Raw genomic sequence first — 18,232 nt, forward strand, 5'->3', positions numbered from 1 at the left:
GAAACGCGCGATGAATCGGCCAGCCGATCCCCACAAAATGATCCAGGCCCCCTCTCTTCAGGGGCCGCACGAGGGCTATATGCCCGGCTTTGCAAACGACTTTGAAAGTGAGGCGCTGCCCGGCGCGCTGCCGCAGGGCATGAACAGCCCGCAGAAGTGCAACTATGGCCTTTACGGCGAACAGCTGAGCGGCACCGCCTTTACAGCCGATGTGCCGGAGCGGACCTGGTGCTACCGCATCCGCCCGTCGGTCAAGCATTCGCACCGCTACGAAAAAATCGACATGCCGCATTGGAAGTCGGCACCTTGCGTCGATCCGGACGTGATCTCACTTGGCCAGTACCGCTGGGACCCGGTGCCGCATTCTGATGAAGGCCTCACCTGGCTCACCGGCATGCGCACCATGACCACCGCAGGCGACGTGAACACTCAGGTCGGCATGGCCAGCCACATCTATCTGGTCACAGAGTCGATGGTGGACAGCTACTTCTTCTCCGCCGACTCCGAACTGCTGGTGGTGCCGCAGGAGGGCCGGCTGCGCTTTGCGACCGAGTTGGGCATCATCGACCTGGCACCGCAGGAAATTGCCATCATCCCGCGCGGGCTGGTTTATCGTGTTGAAGTGCTCGAAGGCCCCTGCCGCGGTTTTGTCTGCGAAAACTACGGCCAGAAGTTCGAACTTCCGGGCCGCGGCCCGATCGGCGCCAACTGCATGGCCAACCCGCGCGACTTCAAGGCGCCGGTGGCGGCGTTCGAGGACCGCGAGACGCACTCTACCGTGACCATCAAATGGTGCGGCCAGTTCCACGAGACCAAAATCGGACATTCGCCGCTGGATGTTGTCGCCTGGCACGGCAACTACGCGCCTTACAAGTACGACTTGACCACCTACTGCCCGGTGGGGGCGATCCTGTTCGACCACCCGGACCCGTCGATTTTTACCGTACTGACCGCGCCGTCGGGTGTGCCGGGCACCGCCAACATCGATTTTGTGCTGTTCCGAGAGCGTTGGATGGTGGCCGAGAATACCTTCCGCCCGCCGTGGTACCACAAGAACATCATGTCGGAGCTGATGGGCAATATCTATGGCCAGTACGACGCCAAACCGCAAGGATTTGTGCCGGGCGGCATGTCCCTCCACAACATGATGCTGCCGCACGGGCCGGACAAGAATGCGTTCGAGGGCGCGTCGAACTCCAACCTTGGACCCGAGAAGCTGGAGAACACCATGTCCTTCATGTTCGAAACCCGCTTCCCGCAGCATCTGACCGCATTTGCAGCCAAGGGCGCACCGCTGCAGGATGACTACATCGACTGCTGGAGCGACATCGAGAAAAAGTTCGACGGCTCACCCGGACTGAAATGAAAATGGTGAGGGGGCGCTGCCCCCTCTGGGCCTCAAACGGCCCATTCACCCCCGGAGTATTTTCCGGAAAGATGAAAAGGGTCTGCGGACCCGGAAACTGGAGACACAATGCCTCTGCTGAAATCCTGGGTGGCCGCGGCCAATGATGCGACCCACCCCTTCCCGCTGAACAACCTGCCTTATGGCGTGTTTTCCGTTGATGGCGACGATCCGCGCTGCGGTGTGGCTATCGGCGACATGATCCTGGACATGCAGGCCGCCGAAGAAGCCGGGCTGGTCCAGCTGGGCGATGCACCGCTGTTCGACGTGCCTTATTGGAACGACCTGATGGAGGAAGGCCCGGCGGTTTGGGCCGCGCTGCGCGCGCGTCTGACTGCGCTGCTGTCCGAAGGCGCTGCCGAGCAAGAGAAGGTGGAACCTCTGCTGGTTGCCGCCGCAGACGCCGAGCTGCACATGCCCTTTGCGGTCAGCGAGTACACCGACTTCTACGCGGGCAAGAACCACGCCTTCAACGTCGGCACCATGTTCCGCGGCCCAGAAAACGCCTTGCCGCCGAATTGGCTGCACATTCCGATCGGCTATAACGGGCGCGCATCTTCTGTCGTGGTTTCCGGCACCGATGTGCGCCGCCCCTGGGGCCAGCTGAAGGGCCCGGATGATGACGCGCCGCGGTGGGCACCTTGCGCGCGGTTCGACATCGAGCTGGAGATGGGTGCGATTGTCGGCACCCCCTCCGATGGCCCGATCACCGTGCAGGAAGCGGACGACAACATCTTCGGCTACGTGCTGCTGAACGATTGGTCGGCGCGCGACATCCAAGCCTGGGAATACCAGCCGCTGGGACCGTTCCAGGCCAAAGCCACAGCCAACACGATTTCCCCCTGGATTGTGACCAAAGCGGCACTGGAGCCCTTCCGCTGCGACACGCCGGAGCGCGAGGTGGAGCTGCTGGACCACCTGAAAGACTGCGGGCCGATGCTTTATGACATCGGCTTGGAGGTTACCATGGCGCCGGAAGGCAAGGACGCGACCACCATTGCGCGGACCAACTATAAGGAGATGTACTATTCCGCTGCGCAGCAGCTGGCGCATCACAGCACTTCGGGCTGCCCTATGAACGCGGGCGACCTGTTGGGGTCTGGCACCATTTCCGGCCCGGTCAAGGAAAGCCGCGGCTCGCTTCTGGAACTCAGCTGGGGCGGCAAGGAGCCGCTGACGCTGGACAGCGGCGAGGAACGCTCCTTCATTGCCGATGGCGACACGCTGACCCTGAAGGGCGCGGCCAAGGGCGATGGCTACACCATCGGGTTCGGCGACTGCACCGGCACCGTCCTGCCCGCGCTTGAAGACCCCTACGCAAGATAAGGAAGACCATCATGGCCAAGGCTTTCGCATCGCAAGGCGACATGAGCGAAAAGAAGATCACCTTCGATGAAATCGGCGAAGGGCTCTATGCCTTCACTGCCGAAGGCGACCCGAACTCCGGCGTGATCATCGGCGATGACTCTGTGATGATCGTGGAGGCGCAGGCAACCCCGCGGCTGGCGAACAAGGTGATCGAATGCGTGCGCTCGGTGACAGACAAGCCGATCACCCATGTGGTGCTGACGCATTACCACGCGGTGCGGGTGCTGGGCGCCTCCGCCTTTGGCGCTCAGAACATCATCATGTCGGACAAGGCCCGTTCGATGGTTGCCGAACGCGGCCAAGAGGACTGGGACAGCGAATTCCAGCGTTTCCCGCGCTTGTTCGAAGGCCATGAGAGCATTCCCGGCCTGACTTGGCCGACCACCACCTTCAGCGACTCGATGACCGTCTACCTTGGCAACCGCCGGGTAGATATCAAACACGTAGGCCGTGCCCATACCGCGGGCGATGCGGTGATCCACGTGCCGGACCAGAACGTGATGTTCACCGGCGACATCGTCGAATACCACTCTGCCTGCTACTGCGGCGACGGGCATTTCGGCGACTGGGGTCAGACCCTGAACAACATCAAGGCCTATGATGTGGACGCCATCGCGCCGGGCCGCGGCGATGCGCTGGTGGGCAAAGAGATGGTCAACGCCGCCATCGCAAACACCCGTGATTTCGTCGAAAGCACCTACCGCCCGGCAGCCAAGGTTGCCGCCCGCAACGGCACCTTGAAAGAGGCCTGGGACGCGGTGCGCGCTGAATGCGATCCGAAGTTTGCAGACTATGCGATCTACGAGCACTGCCTGCCTTTCAACGTCGCCCGCGCCTATGACGAGGCCCGCGGCATCGACACCCCGCGCATCTGGACCGCACAGCGCGATCTGGAAATGTGGGAGGCCCTTCAGGGCTGATTTGCAACCGGGGCGGTTTGATCCAGATCGTGTCGCCCCGGCAGAACCTGTGAGACGCTAGACCATCCTCCCGGCACCCCTTGCCGGGAAACGGTGAAGCTGTGCCTGACGGCACCCGGAAATTGGGAGGAGACCTGATGAACAAGATCTTTGAAGTCCCGTTGTACCCCTACCTGCGCCACGCGGATCAGGATGCCCCTGCCCCTATGCGCCGCAAAGTGGTGGTGATCGGCGCTGGCCCCATCGGCCTGGCTGCCGCCATCGACCTGGCGCAGCAGGGCACTGAAGTGGTGGTGCTGGATGACAACGACAAGGTTAGCTTCGGCTCCCGCGCGATCTGCTTTGCCAAGCGGCCTTTGGAAATCCTCGACCGGCTCGGCTGCGGCCAGCCGATGGTGGACAAGGGTGTGCAATGGAATGCCGGCAAGGTGTTCTTTGACGACCGTCAGGTCTATGACTTCAACCTGCTGCCGGAAGAAGGCCACAAACGCCCCGCCTTCATCAATCTGCAGCAGTATTATTTCGAGGAATACCTGGTGAACCGGGTCCGCGAACTGCAGGAGCAAGGCGCACCGATCGAAATCCGCGGCCGCAATAAGGTCTCGGCCATCGGCACCCACCCCGGCCATGTGACGCTGGAAGTCGACACTCCTGAAGGGTCTTACAATCTGGAAGCCGAATGGCTGATCGCCTGCGACGGCGCCGGCTCCCCCACCCGGCAGATGCTGGGCCTGGACTTTGTCGGCCGGGTGTTCGAGGACAACTTCCTGATTGCCGACGTGATTATGGAAGCGGATTTCCCGACCGAGCGCTGGTTCTGGTTCGATCCGCCCTTTAACAAGGGTCAGTCGGCATTGCTGCACAAACAGCCCGATGGCGTCTGGCGGATCGACCTGCAGCTGGGCTGGGACATCGACAAGGAACGCGAGAAGCGCCCAGAGAATGTGATCCCGCGGTTGCAGGCCATGCTGGGCGAAGACGTGAAATTCGAGCTGGAATGGGTCTCGATCTACACCTTCCAGTGCCGCCGGATGGAGCAGTTCCGCCATGGCCGGGTACTGTTTGCCGGCGACGCTGCGCATCAGGTTTCCCCGTTCGGCGCCCGCGGCGCCAACTCAGGCCTGCAGGACACCGACAACCTGTGCTGGAAGCTGCAGCTGGTGCTGGATGGCAAGGCGCCGGAAAGCCTGCTGAACAGCTACGACGTGGAACGTATCTACGGCGCAGATGAGAACATCCTGAACTCCTCCCGCTCCACCGATTTCATCACGCCGAAGTCAGAGATGAGCCGGGTGCTGCGCGATGCAGTTCTGGACCTGTCCGAACAGTATGAATTCGCACGCCCCTTGGTGAACTCCGGCCGCCTATCGGTGCCTTGCACCTATGACGGCTCGCCGCTGAACTCGGCGGACGCGCTGGACGGGCCGGAACGTACCCGCCCGGGTTCTTCCTGCCCCGATGTGCCGCTTGGCGACGGGTTCCTGCTGGACAAGCTGGGCGGCAAGTTCACCCTGCTGACCATCGACGCCGATGCCCCCGATGAGATCGAGGAATCCGGCATCGCGGTCACCCGGCTGGCGCTGTCCATCAAGGATGACAAAACGCTTGCACTGAAAGACCGTTACCTCGGCAGTGCGGAAAGCGGGGTGTATTTGGTCCGCCCGGACCAGCATGTCGCCGCCCGCCGCCCCAGCTATGACGACAATCAGTTCCGGCACGCGATCCGCCGGGCCATCGGCAAGGAGTGATCAAGATGACCGAAGACCAACTGATCCTGACCGCCAACCTCGAGCGCGCCGACGATTTCTATGCCGATCTGCTGGCCGCGCATGAAGATCTGAGCAAGGCCGAAAGCGATGCGCTGAACGCGCGTCTGGTGCTGGTGCTGGCCAACCATATTGGGAAACGCGCGATCCTGAAACAAGCGCTGGCGGCCGCCGCGCTGAAAACCGGGGAGGACTCCGCTTGAAAATCGAACAGATCCACCACGTCGCCTACCGCTGCAAGGACGCCAAGCAGACGGTGGAGTGGTACAACAAGATGCTGAACATGGACTTTGTCCTGGCGATTGCCGAAGACCATGTTCCCTCAACCCATGAACCCGATCCCTACATGCATATCTTCATGGATGCAGGCAGCGGCAACGTTCTGGCCTTCTTTGAGCTGCCGACCAAGCCGGAGATGGACCGCGACCGCAACACGCCGGTCTGGGTGCAGCACATCGCCTTCAAGGTGAAGGACCGCGAGACGCTGCTCCAGTTCAAGGACCATCTGGAGGCCAACGGTGTCGAGGTTCTGGGCGTCACCGACCATTCGATCTTCCACTCGATCTACTTCTTCGACCCGAACGGCCACCGGGTCGAACTGGCCTGCCCGGATCCGGAGGAAGAGGCGCTGCTGCAAAAACTGGACTCGGTGAAATGGGAAATGCTGGAGGAATGGTCGAAGACCAAGAGAGCTCCCAAGCATGCCGAGTGGTTGCACGCCAAGGAATTGAACAAGGCCTGAGTATCACCTGAACCTTGAGGGCAGCCTGGCGGGCTGCCTTCTCAGCACGGAGGGACGCCGATGGGCGGCGCGGTTCTATACGACTACTGGCGGTCATCGGCCAGCTACCGGCTGCGCATCGCGCTGAACCTGGCTGGCATCGGCTACACCTCTTTTACCGTCGATCTGGTCAAGGGCGACCACAAGAGTCCTGAACATCTGGCCCGGAACCCTCAAGGTTTTGTTCCGGTGCTGGAGATCGACGGGCTGCGCCTCACGCAGTCGCTGGCAATCCTTGACTATTTGGACGAAACGCGGAGCCTCGGGCTGCTGCCCAAGAACCCCGGCCAGCGCGCCAAGGCGAGGGCGCTGGCGCATTCCATAGCAGTCGATGTGCATCCAGTCTGCAATCTGCAGGTCGCCAAACACGCCACAGCCCTGTGCGGCGGTGCGGAAGACATGCCCAAGGCCTGGATGCAGCATTTCATACGGCCCGGCCTGCAGGCATTTGAAGCTCTGCTCGCCGGCTTCAGCCAAGCGCCCTTTTGCACCGGAGAAAATCCCGGTCTCGCGGATATCTGCCTGATGCCGCAACTTTACAATGCCCGCCGGTGGGAGGCTGATTTCTCAGACTTGCCGCGGATCTGCGCCGTGGAGGCGGTGTGCGCCGCACACCCGGCTTTTTCAGCTGCGTACCCATCACCGGATAGCTGACAGCGCGCCTCAATCAGTAAAAGCCCCGGCGCATTCCACCGGGGCTTTTATGATTGAAAGGCAGAGCTGGTCCTTCCCCATGCCGACGTGGGCCCGGAAGCCGAATGTGCCGCGCTCGGCGGCACTCAGGTCTCCGTCCACGGCGCCCGCATCGATTTCAGCGCGATGCGCGCTGGCGGTGAAATGGATCCGAAGATCCCACACGACCCGGTGGAGAGCTTCACCAAGCCCCCATATATTGATGACATCGCGGCCTCTCTCAGTGACTCGCCGCTCACGGCCTTGGGTCTGGCATTTACGAGTTCCGCCTACAAGCACGGCCCGGCGGGCGAGCGTGCCTTGGTGGAGCGTCTGCGCCCCCGTCTGCGGGGGATCCCGGTGGTGACCACGTGTCTTGCCACCGAAACCGCCCTGCACAGCCTCGGTATCAAGCGGCTGGCCATCGTGAACCCTGCCTGGTTTGACAAAGACCTCGATGCTCTCGGCGCGAAGTATTTTGAGGCTGCCGGGTTTGACGTTGTTCACCACGCGCCTTGCGGCCTGAAAAGCGGTCAGAAGTATGTGTCTCCTCCAGCACTCTACGACTGGATCAAGACCACGGTGGCCCCTTCCGGCGCTGACGCCGTTTTTGTGGGCGGCAACGGTCAGCGGGCCATTGGCGTCATTAATGCCGTTGAAAGTCAGCTGGGCATCAAAATACTGACGGCCAACCAGGTTCTATTTTGGGGCGCTCTGCAAGCTGCCGGCGTTCAGCCGTCAATTGAAGGGTATGGGGCGCTTTTTTCCAATAATGTAACGCCTATGTGACTTCTAAGTCTGGCAAGTGGCGCGCAGAAATCATATCTTTGCTTGCAAAAGCAAACGTGTACTGCGCACCACTTGCAGGACAAAGGAGCCATGCAATGAAGCTAGATGTTTGGGATCAGGTAACGGCCTTGTTCTACGGGATCGAAAACCAGCTTACAGAAGAGCTGCGCAGATCCAGCGATCTTGGTCTCAGCGAGTTCCGGACCCTCAAACATCTGTCAGAACAGCCCGACCTGGAGCTTCGCATGCAGGAACTGGCGGAAACCCTGATGCTGACCCAGAGTTCGACCACACGTGTGGTCGAGCGGCTGGAGAAAAGGGGGTTTGTATTCCGTGATAGCTGCCCCAGCGACAAACGGGGCAAGTACTGCGTCCTGAATGAGCACGGCAAAAAGTACATCGAGGAGGTCGCGCCGGTGTTCCAAGACTGCTTGGAACGCGTGCTGAAGAAAACCTTTGAACAAAGGGAAGCCCGCGAGTCCGCCCGCGCTCTTTGCGTCCTGACAGAGGCCTGACGAAACTTCGGCGGAGGTCCGCCTCCGCCGGGGCTAAACTGAAAACCTTCCCAATATAATAAATGCATGCACAAATAATCTTATTGACAGGCGTAAATGCCTCTTATTATGTTGCATGCGCAAGTAAATAAACACCTTCCAAACCTCCGGAAGGGCCACCCCAATTTCCCACGTCCTGCACGAACGGGTTCAATCTGAAAGGAAAAGTTATGCACTGGGTTTATCTGATGATCGCAGTTGTTTTCGAAATCACCGTGGCCATCGCCGCCGGAAAATCAGAAGGTTTCAAGAACGTCAAATGGACCACGATCACGCTTATCAGCGGTGTGATTGCGACCATTTTTCTCAGCCTCGCCTTGCTGACCTTTGACGTGGGCGTCGGCTACTCGATGTGGACCGCGCTGGCAGGGGTCGGGATCGTGGCACTTGGCGCGATGTTCTTCAACCAGCGCCTGAGCTTCTCCAAAGGTGTCGGCATCCTGATCGTCATCGGCGGCGTTGTCGGCCTGCGGATGAGCGGTGCCGCGTGAACCAAGCCACTTCCTAATTCCCTGAACAGACACAAAGGAATAAGACCATGACTGACACACGAACTTCTGCGTTCCCCGAAGCGGAGACCGGCAACAAGGGTGCCTGGGGCGCACTGCTGCTGGCGGGGGCTTTCGAGGTTGGCTACGCCCTGAGTGTCGGCGGCAGCCAAGCCTTCACCGTCCTGACTTGGTCTGCCTCGGCTATCGTGTTCTTTTTACTGACCCTCTACTTCCTAAGCGTTGCACTCAAATCCATCGACGTCGGCATCGGTTACGCTGTTTGGGCCGGGATCGGATCGATCGGCGCGGCAGTTTTGGGTGCCGTGCTGCTGGATCAATCCCTGACCCTCGCGCAATCGTTCTGGCTGGCGGTCATTATTGCCGGTGTGATTTGGCTGAAATTGGCAGACAGCCCCAAGCTCAAATAGACTGGCAAACGCCGGAAAGCAGAGGTTCTGCTCAACCGCTGGGAATGGTGTGCCCGCGTTCCATGAGGAGCGCGGGTTGATTTAGTCATGTATCAACGCGATTGGCGAAGGCGGCTTGGCTATCGACATGCTTTGACCAATGCACGCGGCCTTGTTGCACAAATCGGGGGCTGAACGCAGCTCCCCTTTCCCCGGATAGACTTATTCCACGGGTCGCGTAACAGGCATGCCAAGCGCCGTGTAGCCGTTCAGCACGGCGATACGAACCTGCAGCTCGGCGACCTGGCGCTCGAAGTCTCGGGCCATCAGGGATTGGCCGAGCAGCTTGATGCAGTTCATCTTGCTTTCGACACGGCTCCGACGGTGGTAGCCGCTCCACCGTCGCCAGATGGCGCGGCCCAAGTACTTCGAGGCTCGCAGCGCTTCGTTGCGGGCGACGGCGCCGGGACTCGTTGGTTTCCAGGGCTTTGCGTTCTTGCGTGGCGGTATGACAGCGGCGGCATTTCGGGCAGCGATTGCCTCGTGGCACGTTCGGGTATCGCAAGCACCGCCGGCGGTGACCGATGCGATGCCCTGATCCGCTTCGATCTGGTCCAGCAGTTCCGGGAGTATGGGCGCGTCACCGATATTGCTGCCGGTGATCTCCAGGGCTCTGACCTCCAGCGTTTCCTCGTCAATTCCCCTCTCGGGATCATGCTGTGCATGACCCTGACGGGCAAGGGATGTGTATCTTGCGCCATATCCGGCGTTTCGGGCCACCCGCTGCCCGGCAGCACATGCATGGCATGTGCGAGAGGGGGCTTTCGGGCACTCCACTCACCTTCGCCCTCGGCCTTGATACCGGTGCTGTCGATCAGAAGGTTCAGCGGGCCTTCCCCTCCACGGTAGGGGATGGCCACGTTCAGCTTTCGTTGGCGACAGCACAAGGTGCTGAAGCCCGGGACCGGCCAGTCCAGCCCGACCAGCCGCAGGAGGCTTTCGGCGACCCTGGCTCGATGTAGGCGGTCTTGGCGCCGACGGCAGTGATCCAGTCCCGAACCGCCTGTGCAACGAACTCAGGGCCATTGTCCGAGCGGATGAAGGCGGGAGCGCCACGCAGGATGAACAGGTCTGTCAGAACATCAATCACGTCTGTCGAGTTCAGCTTGCGCTTCACCTTGATCGCCAGACATTCCCGGCTGTGCTCATCAATGATGTTCAGCGTCCGGAAGACCTTTCCGTCATCTGTCCGACAATGCACGAAGTCGTAGCTCCAGACATGGTTCCGATACGCGGGCCTCAGCCGGACACATGAAAGCGCCATGATCTTGGGTTTGCCCGGAAACAGCCAACCTTCGGGGCGCGCCTCGCGCCAGTAATCCCGGAGCAGATCGAGCAAGGCAGGTGACAGCATGGCCTTGCGGTCTTTGTCATTTTTGCCCTCGTCGACATGGATCAGCATCCGGCCGCTGTCGATATCTGAGACCTTGAGATTGCAGACTTCGGATGCGCGCAGCCCGGCACCATAGCTGATCCCCAAGACGCAGTTCCGCTGTCGGACGTCAACAACTCTAAAAGTCAGAGAAAGCAAATGAATGCGCAAGATCAATCACTTCCGATTCGGAGGCAAGAATCCATAAATAATTTCAAATACTTGCAGGGCGCGAATTCCAGACTGAAAGCATAAGCCTGCGCAGAAACCAAAAACCTGCGCAACTTCAGAGACTTAGTTCATGAGGCCCATTGAGCTGCGATATTCGGGCAAGAAAAAACCCGCGCCTAGGCGCGGGTTTCTCGAAGTCTGAATTCTCCTGGAAAATCAGGTGCCGATGGCGGCACGGAACGGCTTGTCCCTCCGGAACATCCGTTCGTAGCTGTCATGGGTGAAGGGCGTCGCCAGCTGGTTCATTCCGGTTTTCTCGCACCAGGCAGTCACGAAATCCGACCGCTCAACCACCCCTTCCCTCCTGGCAACGGCGAGCGCCACGGCATCGACAACCAGGTCGATGACTAGGCCCCACCGGAATGCCCCGGCGGTCGCAAGGCGGTGCAGGAAATCGCCCGTGGGCAGGCTGGCGTCGACATCAAGCCCCCCGCTGATCGCGTAGCTTCCAACGATCTCGTTCAGGATTTCGTAGTCCGGTGCCGGATGGCCCAGGGCGCTACTCAGATCGATTTCCCCGAACTCGATCCTGGTCATCAACCGATCAAGCTGCGGCTCGCGCTGCACATAGTCTCCCAGTTCCGGAACACCCGAAAGGATCAACATGAGAGGCCAGTCGTGTGACTTCATGAGGGTCTTGAAGGCGTCCAGGACGCTCAGAACCTCGGCATCCGACTTGCCACGCATGATATGCTGGGCCTCGTCATAGTGGATCCCGATGACGCCCTGGAGCTTGGCCTGCTTTATGACCAGATCCCAGATCTCGAACTGTGTCCGGCGCGTCTTGTTCGTAATCGGGTATCCCAAGGCGTGCAGGGTCTTGCGGCCAAGATCCTTCCATGTCCCCTTCGCCTCTAGCACACAGCGCGCAAACTTCGCGGCCGTGCCGTCCGGCATGGGAACAGCGCTCTTGTTGAAGCGGCCCAGCATGTCCGAGATCTCTGCAGTCTTGCCAGAACCAGACAGCCCTGTGACCAGGAGGCTGCGCGCCTCGAAACCCTTCCCGGACTTCAGGCGCCCCAGGTGGCGGCTGAAGAGCTGCGCGAAGGTCTGCTGGAGCGCCTCACCCCTGGCGAGCGGGAAGTGCCGCTGCGCCAGATCCGAATTGAGGTTTGCCAACGAGGGGATGACGAAGGGGTTGGTCACAGTTTGCTTTCCTTGATCGACCCGAAGGTCATTGTCTTGATGTCGTCAGTGTCTGGCGCCGAAGTGGCCGCGTTCTCTGGCGGCGCATGCTTCTGCCCAGCGGACGGCGGTGGTGGGCTTGCCTTAAGAGGCGACGAAGATGATTGGAGGCTGGACGGAGCCGAACCGGCCGGGCGCGTCGGCACCACGCCCGAGGTGCGGCCCCTGCTCATGAGATGCCCGGGCGCAGCAGTGGCACCGGCGTAGGCGGCGGGCCGGGTTTCGACCTGAAGCAGTTTGCTCGCGCGATACTCCAGCTGCGCGAGTGTCTGATAGCTCGAAGGGTCACGAGAATCCGGGAAGAAGCCAGAAGCTCGAGCGCGGGACGCCCGCGCCTCGCTCAAGCCCGGATTCTTTCTGCATGTACGCGTGCTGTCGCGGCTGTTCCGGCGGTTGTTTCTGGACGGGTTGATGGCGCTGCACGGTGCCGGGCACTTGAGACTCTTCGGAGATCTTGTGGGATTGGCAGACGCACCCGCCTTCGCTGAATGGTCGGCCCCGCTGCGCAAGATCGACTGGGTTGTTTATGCCAAACCGCCCTTCGGTGGTCCGGAGGCGGTGCTTGCCTATTTGAGCCGGTACACACACCGCGTGGCAATCTCAAACCATCGCCTGGTCAGCGCTGACGCCGACACCGTAGCGTTCCGCTGGAAGGATTACCGGATCAAGCGCGGGGACCGGATGAAGGTGATGCGACTTGCAACCGACGAGTTCATCCGCCGCTTTCTGATCCATGTCCTCCCCGACCGGTTCCACCGCATCCGACACTATGGCTTCCTCGCGGGCAGTAGTCGCAAAGAGAAAGTCGCCCGGGTCCGCGCGGTTCTCGGAACGGCGGGCTCTGGCGAACCGGACCAGCCAGAAGACGACCTCAAAGAACCCCTGACCCTGCGCGAACCATGCCCCGATTGCGGCGGACCCATGCGCATCATCGAAACCTTCCGGCGCGGCGAGGTTCCGCGATCCCGGGCACCACCAAGATTGCAGGCCGCATGATGAAAAGCCCGTCTCACAACCACTCTGAGATCAGAAACTTCCCATGCTGGTCAACGGTGCGCTTTGGCCTACGCTCGTGCTCGCGCCTCAAGACGATGAAAACCGCCCCAGCAAGACCCGCGAAGTTTCCAGACACTGCCCCAAAGGCCGTGCCGCCAATCGCCCAAGCTCAGCAAACCCCGCGAAAATTCCACCAATATCCATGGCGGATGCCTGCGCTTTCCCCATAGCGCAGCACACACATCCCGCGGCTTCCACCTTGTCAGATTTGTCAACGCGGGCCACCCCGCCAAGCCCAACCTAACCAACTGGCCCGCATCGAAAAATCTTAGACGAAGTGAACCTTGGCTGCGATTGCTCCAAAGGCGGCTTTCGTCCACCCGAGACCGTGCAATAGCTGCAGAGGGGTAACTATTTTGCAGGCGATCCAATAGGAGGATCTGCGTTGCAGGATCATCAACCAATAAACACATCGCCGGAGCCGCTTTCAACGGTCCCGCCGCAATCAATAGCGTCGCCAACACGGCCAGCGGGTTTGCCATTGATGAAGACGCTGCCTGACCCAACCGCCAGCGCCCGCCCGTGCGGAGGATGCTTGGGCTTTGAGTGCGGCGCAAAAGCATCTCCCTCGCGCAACGCCGGTTTCCCATTGATACCGACATCATCGCTGCCTTCTGTGGCCGGTGTTGGCGGGAAGCCATCGTGTTCAGACCCGGTGTCGCCCTTTCGTGCTGCTGCTGGCACTACGAAGTCTTCCAAATATAAGATACGCGATGTATCTCCCCTGCCTCACGACAGCAATTCCAGTGACGCTCTCCGCCCAGACAAGACCGAAACCGGGCATATGAAATTTGAGAGCTATCAAACATCATATTCAGTCCCCTTGACGGTCTCGCTCCAGATCTCAATCAAGGCATTTTCTCCATATTCCCGTTCGTCCTTTCGAAGCATACGCGATCTGAGAAAGCTCGCAATTTGCGGAGGGGATGTTCTTAACAGATCATGAGGCAGGTCAAACTTCAAAGGTTCATTCAGGGCTGCGATCATGGCACAGATAGGAAGGCTTTTGTTTCCTCCCGCCTCAACTATTTCAGCAAGGCTATTAGTCTTTGGAAGCAGGTCAGGATTGATGAACTGGGCAGGTCGTTCAAACTCTGGACGAGGCTTGAGAGGGAAATTAGAAGCACGCCATCCCTCCCATACGTTAAGGATCTCTGCGCCCTTACACCAAGACAGAGCCACCGCCCCATAGACTGTTATGCCAACGGCCATGCAAAAGGACTGCCATTTTGGGGCGTCGAACCCACCCAATTTTACCAATGTTTTTCTATCGAAAACATCGAGAACTCCTCCATTTGTTATTTTCGGCCCCAGCCCTTGGGATGCGAATTGAACTGCGGCGTTATTGTGAATGCTGCACCATATCATTGGCGCTGAACTTTCACCGTCATCAAACAGCGCTGATTGATAGATAGGTTTCATGTGAACGACCTAGTCTTCCCGTAACTTCCGTGCATAGCAGGTGGAAATTTCTCGATGCAGATTTTTCAAAGCGTCCTCTTTTTTTCCGCCTAGCAGGTGGGCGGGAATCGTACATTTTCCATAAACCTGAAAATGCTCCTGCAGTCTCGGCACACAGCGATACCCCTGCAATTCCGGCAGGGTGCTGCAGGCCTTAAGAGCCTCATATACAAACGGAAAACCATCAAATTCACTAGAGCTCAGTTCTGCCTCATACTGCACAGGATCAAAACAAAGAGAGAATACCCTATGCTTTTCCGAGCCGTTAAGATCACGACCATTGCAAACATTCGAGTTGGCAAACGCATTCATCACGCGCTCATTGCCGATGAGACTAGGGTTCGACAAGGCCATCTCAGACGCTCGCGTAAAGGAAAAGGGTTGTAAGGTTTGAACATTCAGAAGTGCTGGATCACCATTTAAGATATAGGCCGCATCATGAAGAAGGGCTAATTCCATTTCCGAAAATGAGATCACGCCCAGTTTCCCCTTATTAATCATCTCCTTATAAATCTCACTAAAGCAGTTGAGCAAATCCTCATCGCCAAACCCATTGGAAGTTTCGTTCAGAACTCCAAAGTTGGCACAAAACGATTCGGCGCTAGGCAAATCAGAAACTCCGAAAGCGTAGTATGTAATCGTCAGGTCATTCGCTCCATTCACGGGATGGTAACCCGAAATGAAAGACTGTATACTCGCCATATGTTCTTCTAAGTACCCTGCATCATTGTTAGCAGCATATAGATGCTGCTCAGGTGACAAAACATCTCCACCCGCATTACAAGGAGAAGAAAAAGCGAGCACCGCAACAGCAAACGCAATTGCCGCGGGTATGCTGACTTTTATCTGCATCATGAGTTGAAATATCTCTCAGTTTCTTCCAAAATGGGTATGGCATTCTGATCAAAAGCAAACGCGATCGCAAATTTTCCGCTTTCCCGTTCGGGCATGCCGGATATGGACATGGAAAGAGAAATCGTGAACTTCTCTACATCCCTATAGAATGGCTGCGCTTTAGAGACATAATGATTGATATCGGAACAGGCTTGCAGCATAGCCGAACTAGTAAGGCGGTGACTGAATCTGGATATTTCCTGGGATTTCCTGTACTCAAAGGCAGCAGAGGTCGTGATCTGATCCCACACATTCAGCACTTCGCCCATGCCCCCTGAGTTACGCCCTAAGCGTCGGGCCAGACTTGCCGCACGATTGATCGTTCTCTTAGAGTGCCCCTCCTGTTCCAGGGCCTTGACACCCCAGCGTCCATACTTGCTGATTAGTGCCGCCATCGGATTGGATGCCGGGGCAATAGAACCCATACCATTTGGGATGATATTCGTCAGGCCATCGTCAACGTTTGCTGAAGGACTATCATCTGCGCCGCTTGCCGCTTCTGACATCGCTCGTGGGCTGATTTGCGCATTTCCGCTCCATGGCTGGTAATGTGTTAACATGCCGCGTGTCGATACTACAGCCTCCCAGCCGAAGCTTACGAACAAGTGGTTGATGGTTCGTAGTACACTCAAAATCGCAATCCTAGTTTAAGTCAATTCTACCGGCTTTTGCTTTAATATCTTTCAGAGCGGATAGGCATATTTCCGTGCCGTTTATTGTAATCCTGCCGTCGTTTGTGAAGCGAAGGTTGGCGGCTCCGCAGACAACGGCAAACTCTTTTCCGGCATAGATGGATACCACATCCGTGGAGCTTATTTCAGTTAGGTTCTCGGAGTTGATTGCGATCCTATCCTTAGAAGTTATACGTTTTTCAGTTCCGACGGTTTCAACAGAAGAGCCTCCTGCGGAAATATTTATGGATTTCTCCACTTTTAGCGTGAACCGTCCAGGCTCAGTTGATAATTTATCCGCAGCATTCAACTGGTTAGCGACATCCTTTATCCCCTCTGGGTTTTTCGCGAACTCAGGTCCAACCAACTTCCCCTTACTAATCTCGCCTATCGTAATCTGCGCCGAGCCACCAATTTGCTGAACCGCATCGTGAGAGACCTCTGTAACCTTGCTGCGTCCAACAGATTGAACCCAATTGTTATCTATTCGCTCGGTGTGATTGTTGCGAACTTTTTCGTTTCTATCTTTTTCAGCATGAACAAAAATTTCTTCTTCGCCGGCCTCATCCTCAAACCTCATTTCATTGAAACCCCGCCCTTTGTGGGTATCCGACTTAAAGGTCGATCGTGTCTTATGCTTTGGTAGCTCATAGGGCGGTTTGTTTTTGCCGTTGTAGACGCAGCCGGTGACAATAGGCTTGTCGGGATCTCCGCGCAGGTGTTCGACGATGACCTCCATGCCGATGCGGGGGATCACCATGCCGCCCCAGCCCTGGGAGGCCCAATTCTGGCTCACGCGAACCCGCATGGTATACGCCTTTTCCCAGTCCCAGTGAAAGCGCACCAGAATGCGGCCGTGTTCGTCGCAGTCGATCTCGCCGTCGCCCACCACCACAGCCGTTTCCGGCCCCTGCACCCGCGGGCCTTTGGTGCGGCGCTCGGGGCGGAAAGGGGCGGTTTCCGGCGTCAGAACGTATGAGCCTTCGTATGGCGCCTCATCGCCGCCTGCATCGCCTGAGCCATAGGCCTGTGCGCGGAAACGGTGGCTCGCCTTGAGGCAGACGAATGTCTCACCCGTCGCGCCGGGCACGGCATCGCCTGCCAGGGTCACCCGCCAGCCCGCGCCGAGGGACACGGCATCCCCCTCGGCGTGGTGGCGCAGGGCATGGCCGCGCTCTTCCTGCAGGCGGCGGTCCGCCACACCGCGCCCCTCGCCCTGGGTCAGGTAGTCACCGGGCCAGTCATAGCTCTCGATATCGCTGCTGGGGTGGGCGGCCTCGCTGAGATGTTCGGCCTCTTGCGCGGCATTGGGGATCTTGAAGTTGTATTCGGTCAGCCGCACCGCCCCGGTTGTGATGCGCTGCGCCGGGGACCAGCTGCGGAAATGCTCGTCCTCATGGCGGTGATAACCCACGACACCGTAATAGGGCCGTGAACCGCCCGGCACCAGCGGCAGGCTGAAGGCTGCGTCCGTCAGCAGCATCGTGTGCGACCCAGCCTCATGGCGCCAGGACCAGGTGATGCCGTGGCGCTCCAGCTGGCGGCGCACGAAATCCGCATCCGCCTCGCCGTATTGCACGGTGTACTCCAGCACAGGGTAGTCCTCGGAGACCTGCACCTCCAGATGCGGATTGCCCAGCCCCGCATAGGCGCCCAGCACCTCCTCAACTATTTCGATCACAGTTTTGCTGTGGAAAATCCGCATGTTGCGTCGAAGGGAGGCGACATGCAGCCAGGGCCGCAGCAGCAGATCATAGCGGAAGCCATTCTCATAAGCGCCGCGCTGGCGCGCCTCGCAGACAATCCCGTCAAAGGCGCGGGAGCCCTTTCCGTGGCCGATCTCCACCGTGGCATGGGTGCCCAGAAGTGCGGTCAGATCCAGCCCGTCCTGCGCCGCCAGCGCCTCAACGCGCCATTCAAAATCCCCTGACAGCTCTTCGCTGCCATCCATGCGCAATAGCACCAGACTGTCCGCGCCAAGCACGGTCGACAGGCGGCCCTGCCGGTCCTGCTGAGAAAAATGCGTGTCCATAAATCCACCAAACAACCAATGCGTGAGGTGTTACCGTGGTTTGCGGCGGGTTTGCAAGACGCCAGCGCCCTGGAGAGGCCGTTTCCAGTCTGCGGTTTGAATTTGACTGGGGCGCAG

17 protein-coding genes and 3 pseudogenes are annotated in these 18,232 nt (G+C 58.9%); 12 read left to right on the forward strand and 8 right to left on the reverse strand.

The genetic code is table 11. The features are described from left to right. Positions 1-10: 10 nt before the first annotated feature. The 11 genes from hmgA (at position 11) to AC5STB_RS04275 (ending at position 9,174) form a co-directional block, all read left to right on the forward strand. A complete protein-coding gene (gene hmgA / locus AC5STB_RS04225; RefSeq protein ID WP_495441732.1) occupies positions 11-1,366 on the forward strand; it encodes a homogentisate 1,2-dioxygenase in 1,356 nt (451 codons plus the stop codon). Positions 1,367-1,474: 108 nt separating this feature from the next. Further along, positions 1,475-2,731, forward strand: a complete 1,257-nt coding sequence (gene fahA / locus AC5STB_RS04230; RefSeq protein ID WP_495441733.1) for a fumarylacetoacetase — start codon at positions 1,475-1,477, stop codon at positions 2,729-2,731. Positions 2,732-2,742: 11 nt separating this feature from the next. After that, complete coding sequence (locus AC5STB_RS04235) at positions 2,743-3,693, forward strand: MBL fold metallo-hydrolase (RefSeq protein ID WP_495441734.1); 951 nt, start codon at positions 2,743-2,745, stop codon at positions 3,691-3,693. A gap of 137 nt (positions 3,694-3,830) precedes the next feature. Next, on the forward strand, positions 3,831-5,441 hold the full coding sequence (locus tag AC5STB_RS04240; protein ID WP_495441735.1) for an FAD-dependent oxidoreductase: 1,611 nt from the start codon (positions 3,831-3,833) through the stop codon (positions 5,439-5,441). A 5-nt stretch (positions 5,442-5,446) separates the two neighbouring features. Further along, positions 5,447-5,662 carry a DUF2783 domain-containing protein gene (locus tag AC5STB_RS04245; protein ID WP_261398855.1) on the forward strand — a complete coding sequence of 72 codons (216 nt, stop codon included), beginning with the start codon at positions 5,447-5,449 and terminating at the stop codon, positions 5,660-5,662. Continuing rightward, entirely contained in the window at positions 5,659-6,201 is a 543-nt protein-coding gene (locus tag AC5STB_RS04250; RefSeq protein ID WP_495441737.1) for a VOC family protein, read from the forward strand. The genes AC5STB_RS04245 and AC5STB_RS04250 overlap by 4 nt, the downstream gene beginning before the upstream one ends. 60 nt (positions 6,202-6,261) lie before the next feature. Next, entirely contained in the window at positions 6,262-6,894 is a 633-nt protein-coding gene (gene maiA, locus AC5STB_RS04255) for a maleylacetoacetate isomerase (RefSeq protein WP_495441738.1), read from the forward strand. Positions 6,895-6,981: 87 nt separating this feature from the next. Next, the gene (locus AC5STB_RS04260; RefSeq protein ID WP_495441739.1) at positions 6,982-7,701 is read left to right on the forward strand and encodes a maleate cis-trans isomerase family protein; all 720 of its coding nucleotides are present in this window, start codon (positions 6,982-6,984) and stop codon (positions 7,699-7,701) included. A gap of 95 nt (positions 7,702-7,796) precedes the next feature. Continuing rightward, a complete protein-coding gene (locus AC5STB_RS04265; protein ID WP_495441740.1) occupies positions 7,797-8,216 on the forward strand; it encodes a MarR family winged helix-turn-helix transcriptional regulator in 420 nt (139 codons plus the stop codon). 209 nt (positions 8,217-8,425) lie between these two features. After that, the gene (locus AC5STB_RS04270; RefSeq protein WP_495441741.1) at positions 8,426-8,746 is read left to right on the forward strand and encodes a DMT family transporter; all 321 of its coding nucleotides are present in this window, start codon (positions 8,426-8,428) and stop codon (positions 8,744-8,746) included. A gap of 47 nt (positions 8,747-8,793) precedes the next feature. Beyond that, positions 8,794-9,174, forward strand: a complete 381-nt coding sequence (locus AC5STB_RS04275; RefSeq protein WP_495441742.1) for a DMT family transporter — start codon at positions 8,794-8,796, stop codon at positions 9,172-9,174. A gap of 201 nt (positions 9,175-9,375) precedes the next feature. On the opposite strand, the pseudogene AC5STB_RS04280 reads toward AC5STB_RS04275, so the two are convergent. From AC5STB_RS04280 to AC5STB_RS04290, 3 genes and pseudogenes are all read right to left on the reverse strand, one after another. Further along, a pseudogene (locus AC5STB_RS04280) lies at positions 9,376-10,154 on the reverse strand (IS5 family transposase); the annotation flags it as partial. Beyond that, positions 10,154-10,693, reverse strand: a pseudogene (locus AC5STB_RS04285) (DDE-type integrase/transposase/recombinase); the annotation flags it as partial. The pseudogenes AC5STB_RS04285 and AC5STB_RS04280, both read right to left, overlap by 1 nt. 279 nt (positions 10,694-10,972) lie before the next feature. Further along, positions 10,973-11,962, reverse strand: coding sequence for an ATP-binding protein (locus AC5STB_RS04290; protein ID WP_495441743.1), 990 nt, complete (start codon positions 11,960-11,962; stop codon positions 10,973-10,975). 381 nt (positions 11,963-12,343) lie between these two features. On the opposite strand from AC5STB_RS04290, the pseudogene AC5STB_RS04295 reads away from it, so the two are divergent. Further along, a pseudogene (locus AC5STB_RS04295) lies at positions 12,344-12,997 on the forward strand (IS91 family transposase); the annotation flags it as partial. Between the two features lie 456 nt (positions 12,998-13,453). Here the strand turns inward: AC5STB_RS04295 and AC5STB_RS04300 are convergent. The 5 genes from AC5STB_RS04300 to AC5STB_RS04320 all read right to left on the reverse strand — a co-directional run bounded on the left by AC5STB_RS04300 (position 13,454) and on the right by AC5STB_RS04320 (position 18,115). Continuing rightward, positions 13,454-13,741 carry a type VI secretion system PAAR protein gene (locus tag AC5STB_RS04300; RefSeq protein WP_495441744.1) on the reverse strand — a complete coding sequence of 96 codons (288 nt, stop codon included), beginning with the start codon at positions 13,739-13,741 and terminating at the stop codon, positions 13,454-13,456. Positions 13,742-13,858: 117 nt separating this feature from the next. Next, positions 13,859-14,479, reverse strand: a complete 621-nt coding sequence (locus AC5STB_RS04305; protein ID WP_495441745.1) for a hypothetical protein — start codon at positions 14,477-14,479, stop codon at positions 13,859-13,861. 9 nt (positions 14,480-14,488) lie between these two features. Then, positions 14,489-15,370, reverse strand: coding sequence for a hypothetical protein (locus AC5STB_RS04310; RefSeq protein WP_495441746.1), 882 nt, complete (start codon positions 15,368-15,370; stop codon positions 14,489-14,491). Continuing rightward, complete coding sequence (locus AC5STB_RS04315; protein ID WP_495441747.1) at positions 15,370-16,017, reverse strand: hypothetical protein; 648 nt, start codon at positions 16,015-16,017, stop codon at positions 15,370-15,372. Before AC5STB_RS04315 ends, AC5STB_RS04310 begins: the two co-directional genes overlap by 1 nt. Before the next feature lie 37 nt (positions 16,018-16,054). Further along, positions 16,055-18,115 carry a type VI secretion system Vgr family protein gene (locus tag AC5STB_RS04320; RefSeq protein WP_495441748.1) on the reverse strand — a complete coding sequence of 687 codons (2,061 nt, stop codon included), beginning with the start codon at positions 18,113-18,115 and terminating at the stop codon, positions 16,055-16,057. Between the last annotated feature and the right edge of the window lie 117 nt (positions 18,116-18,232).

It is taken from the genome of Leisingera sp. CC-HEC093, assembly GCF_059429195.1.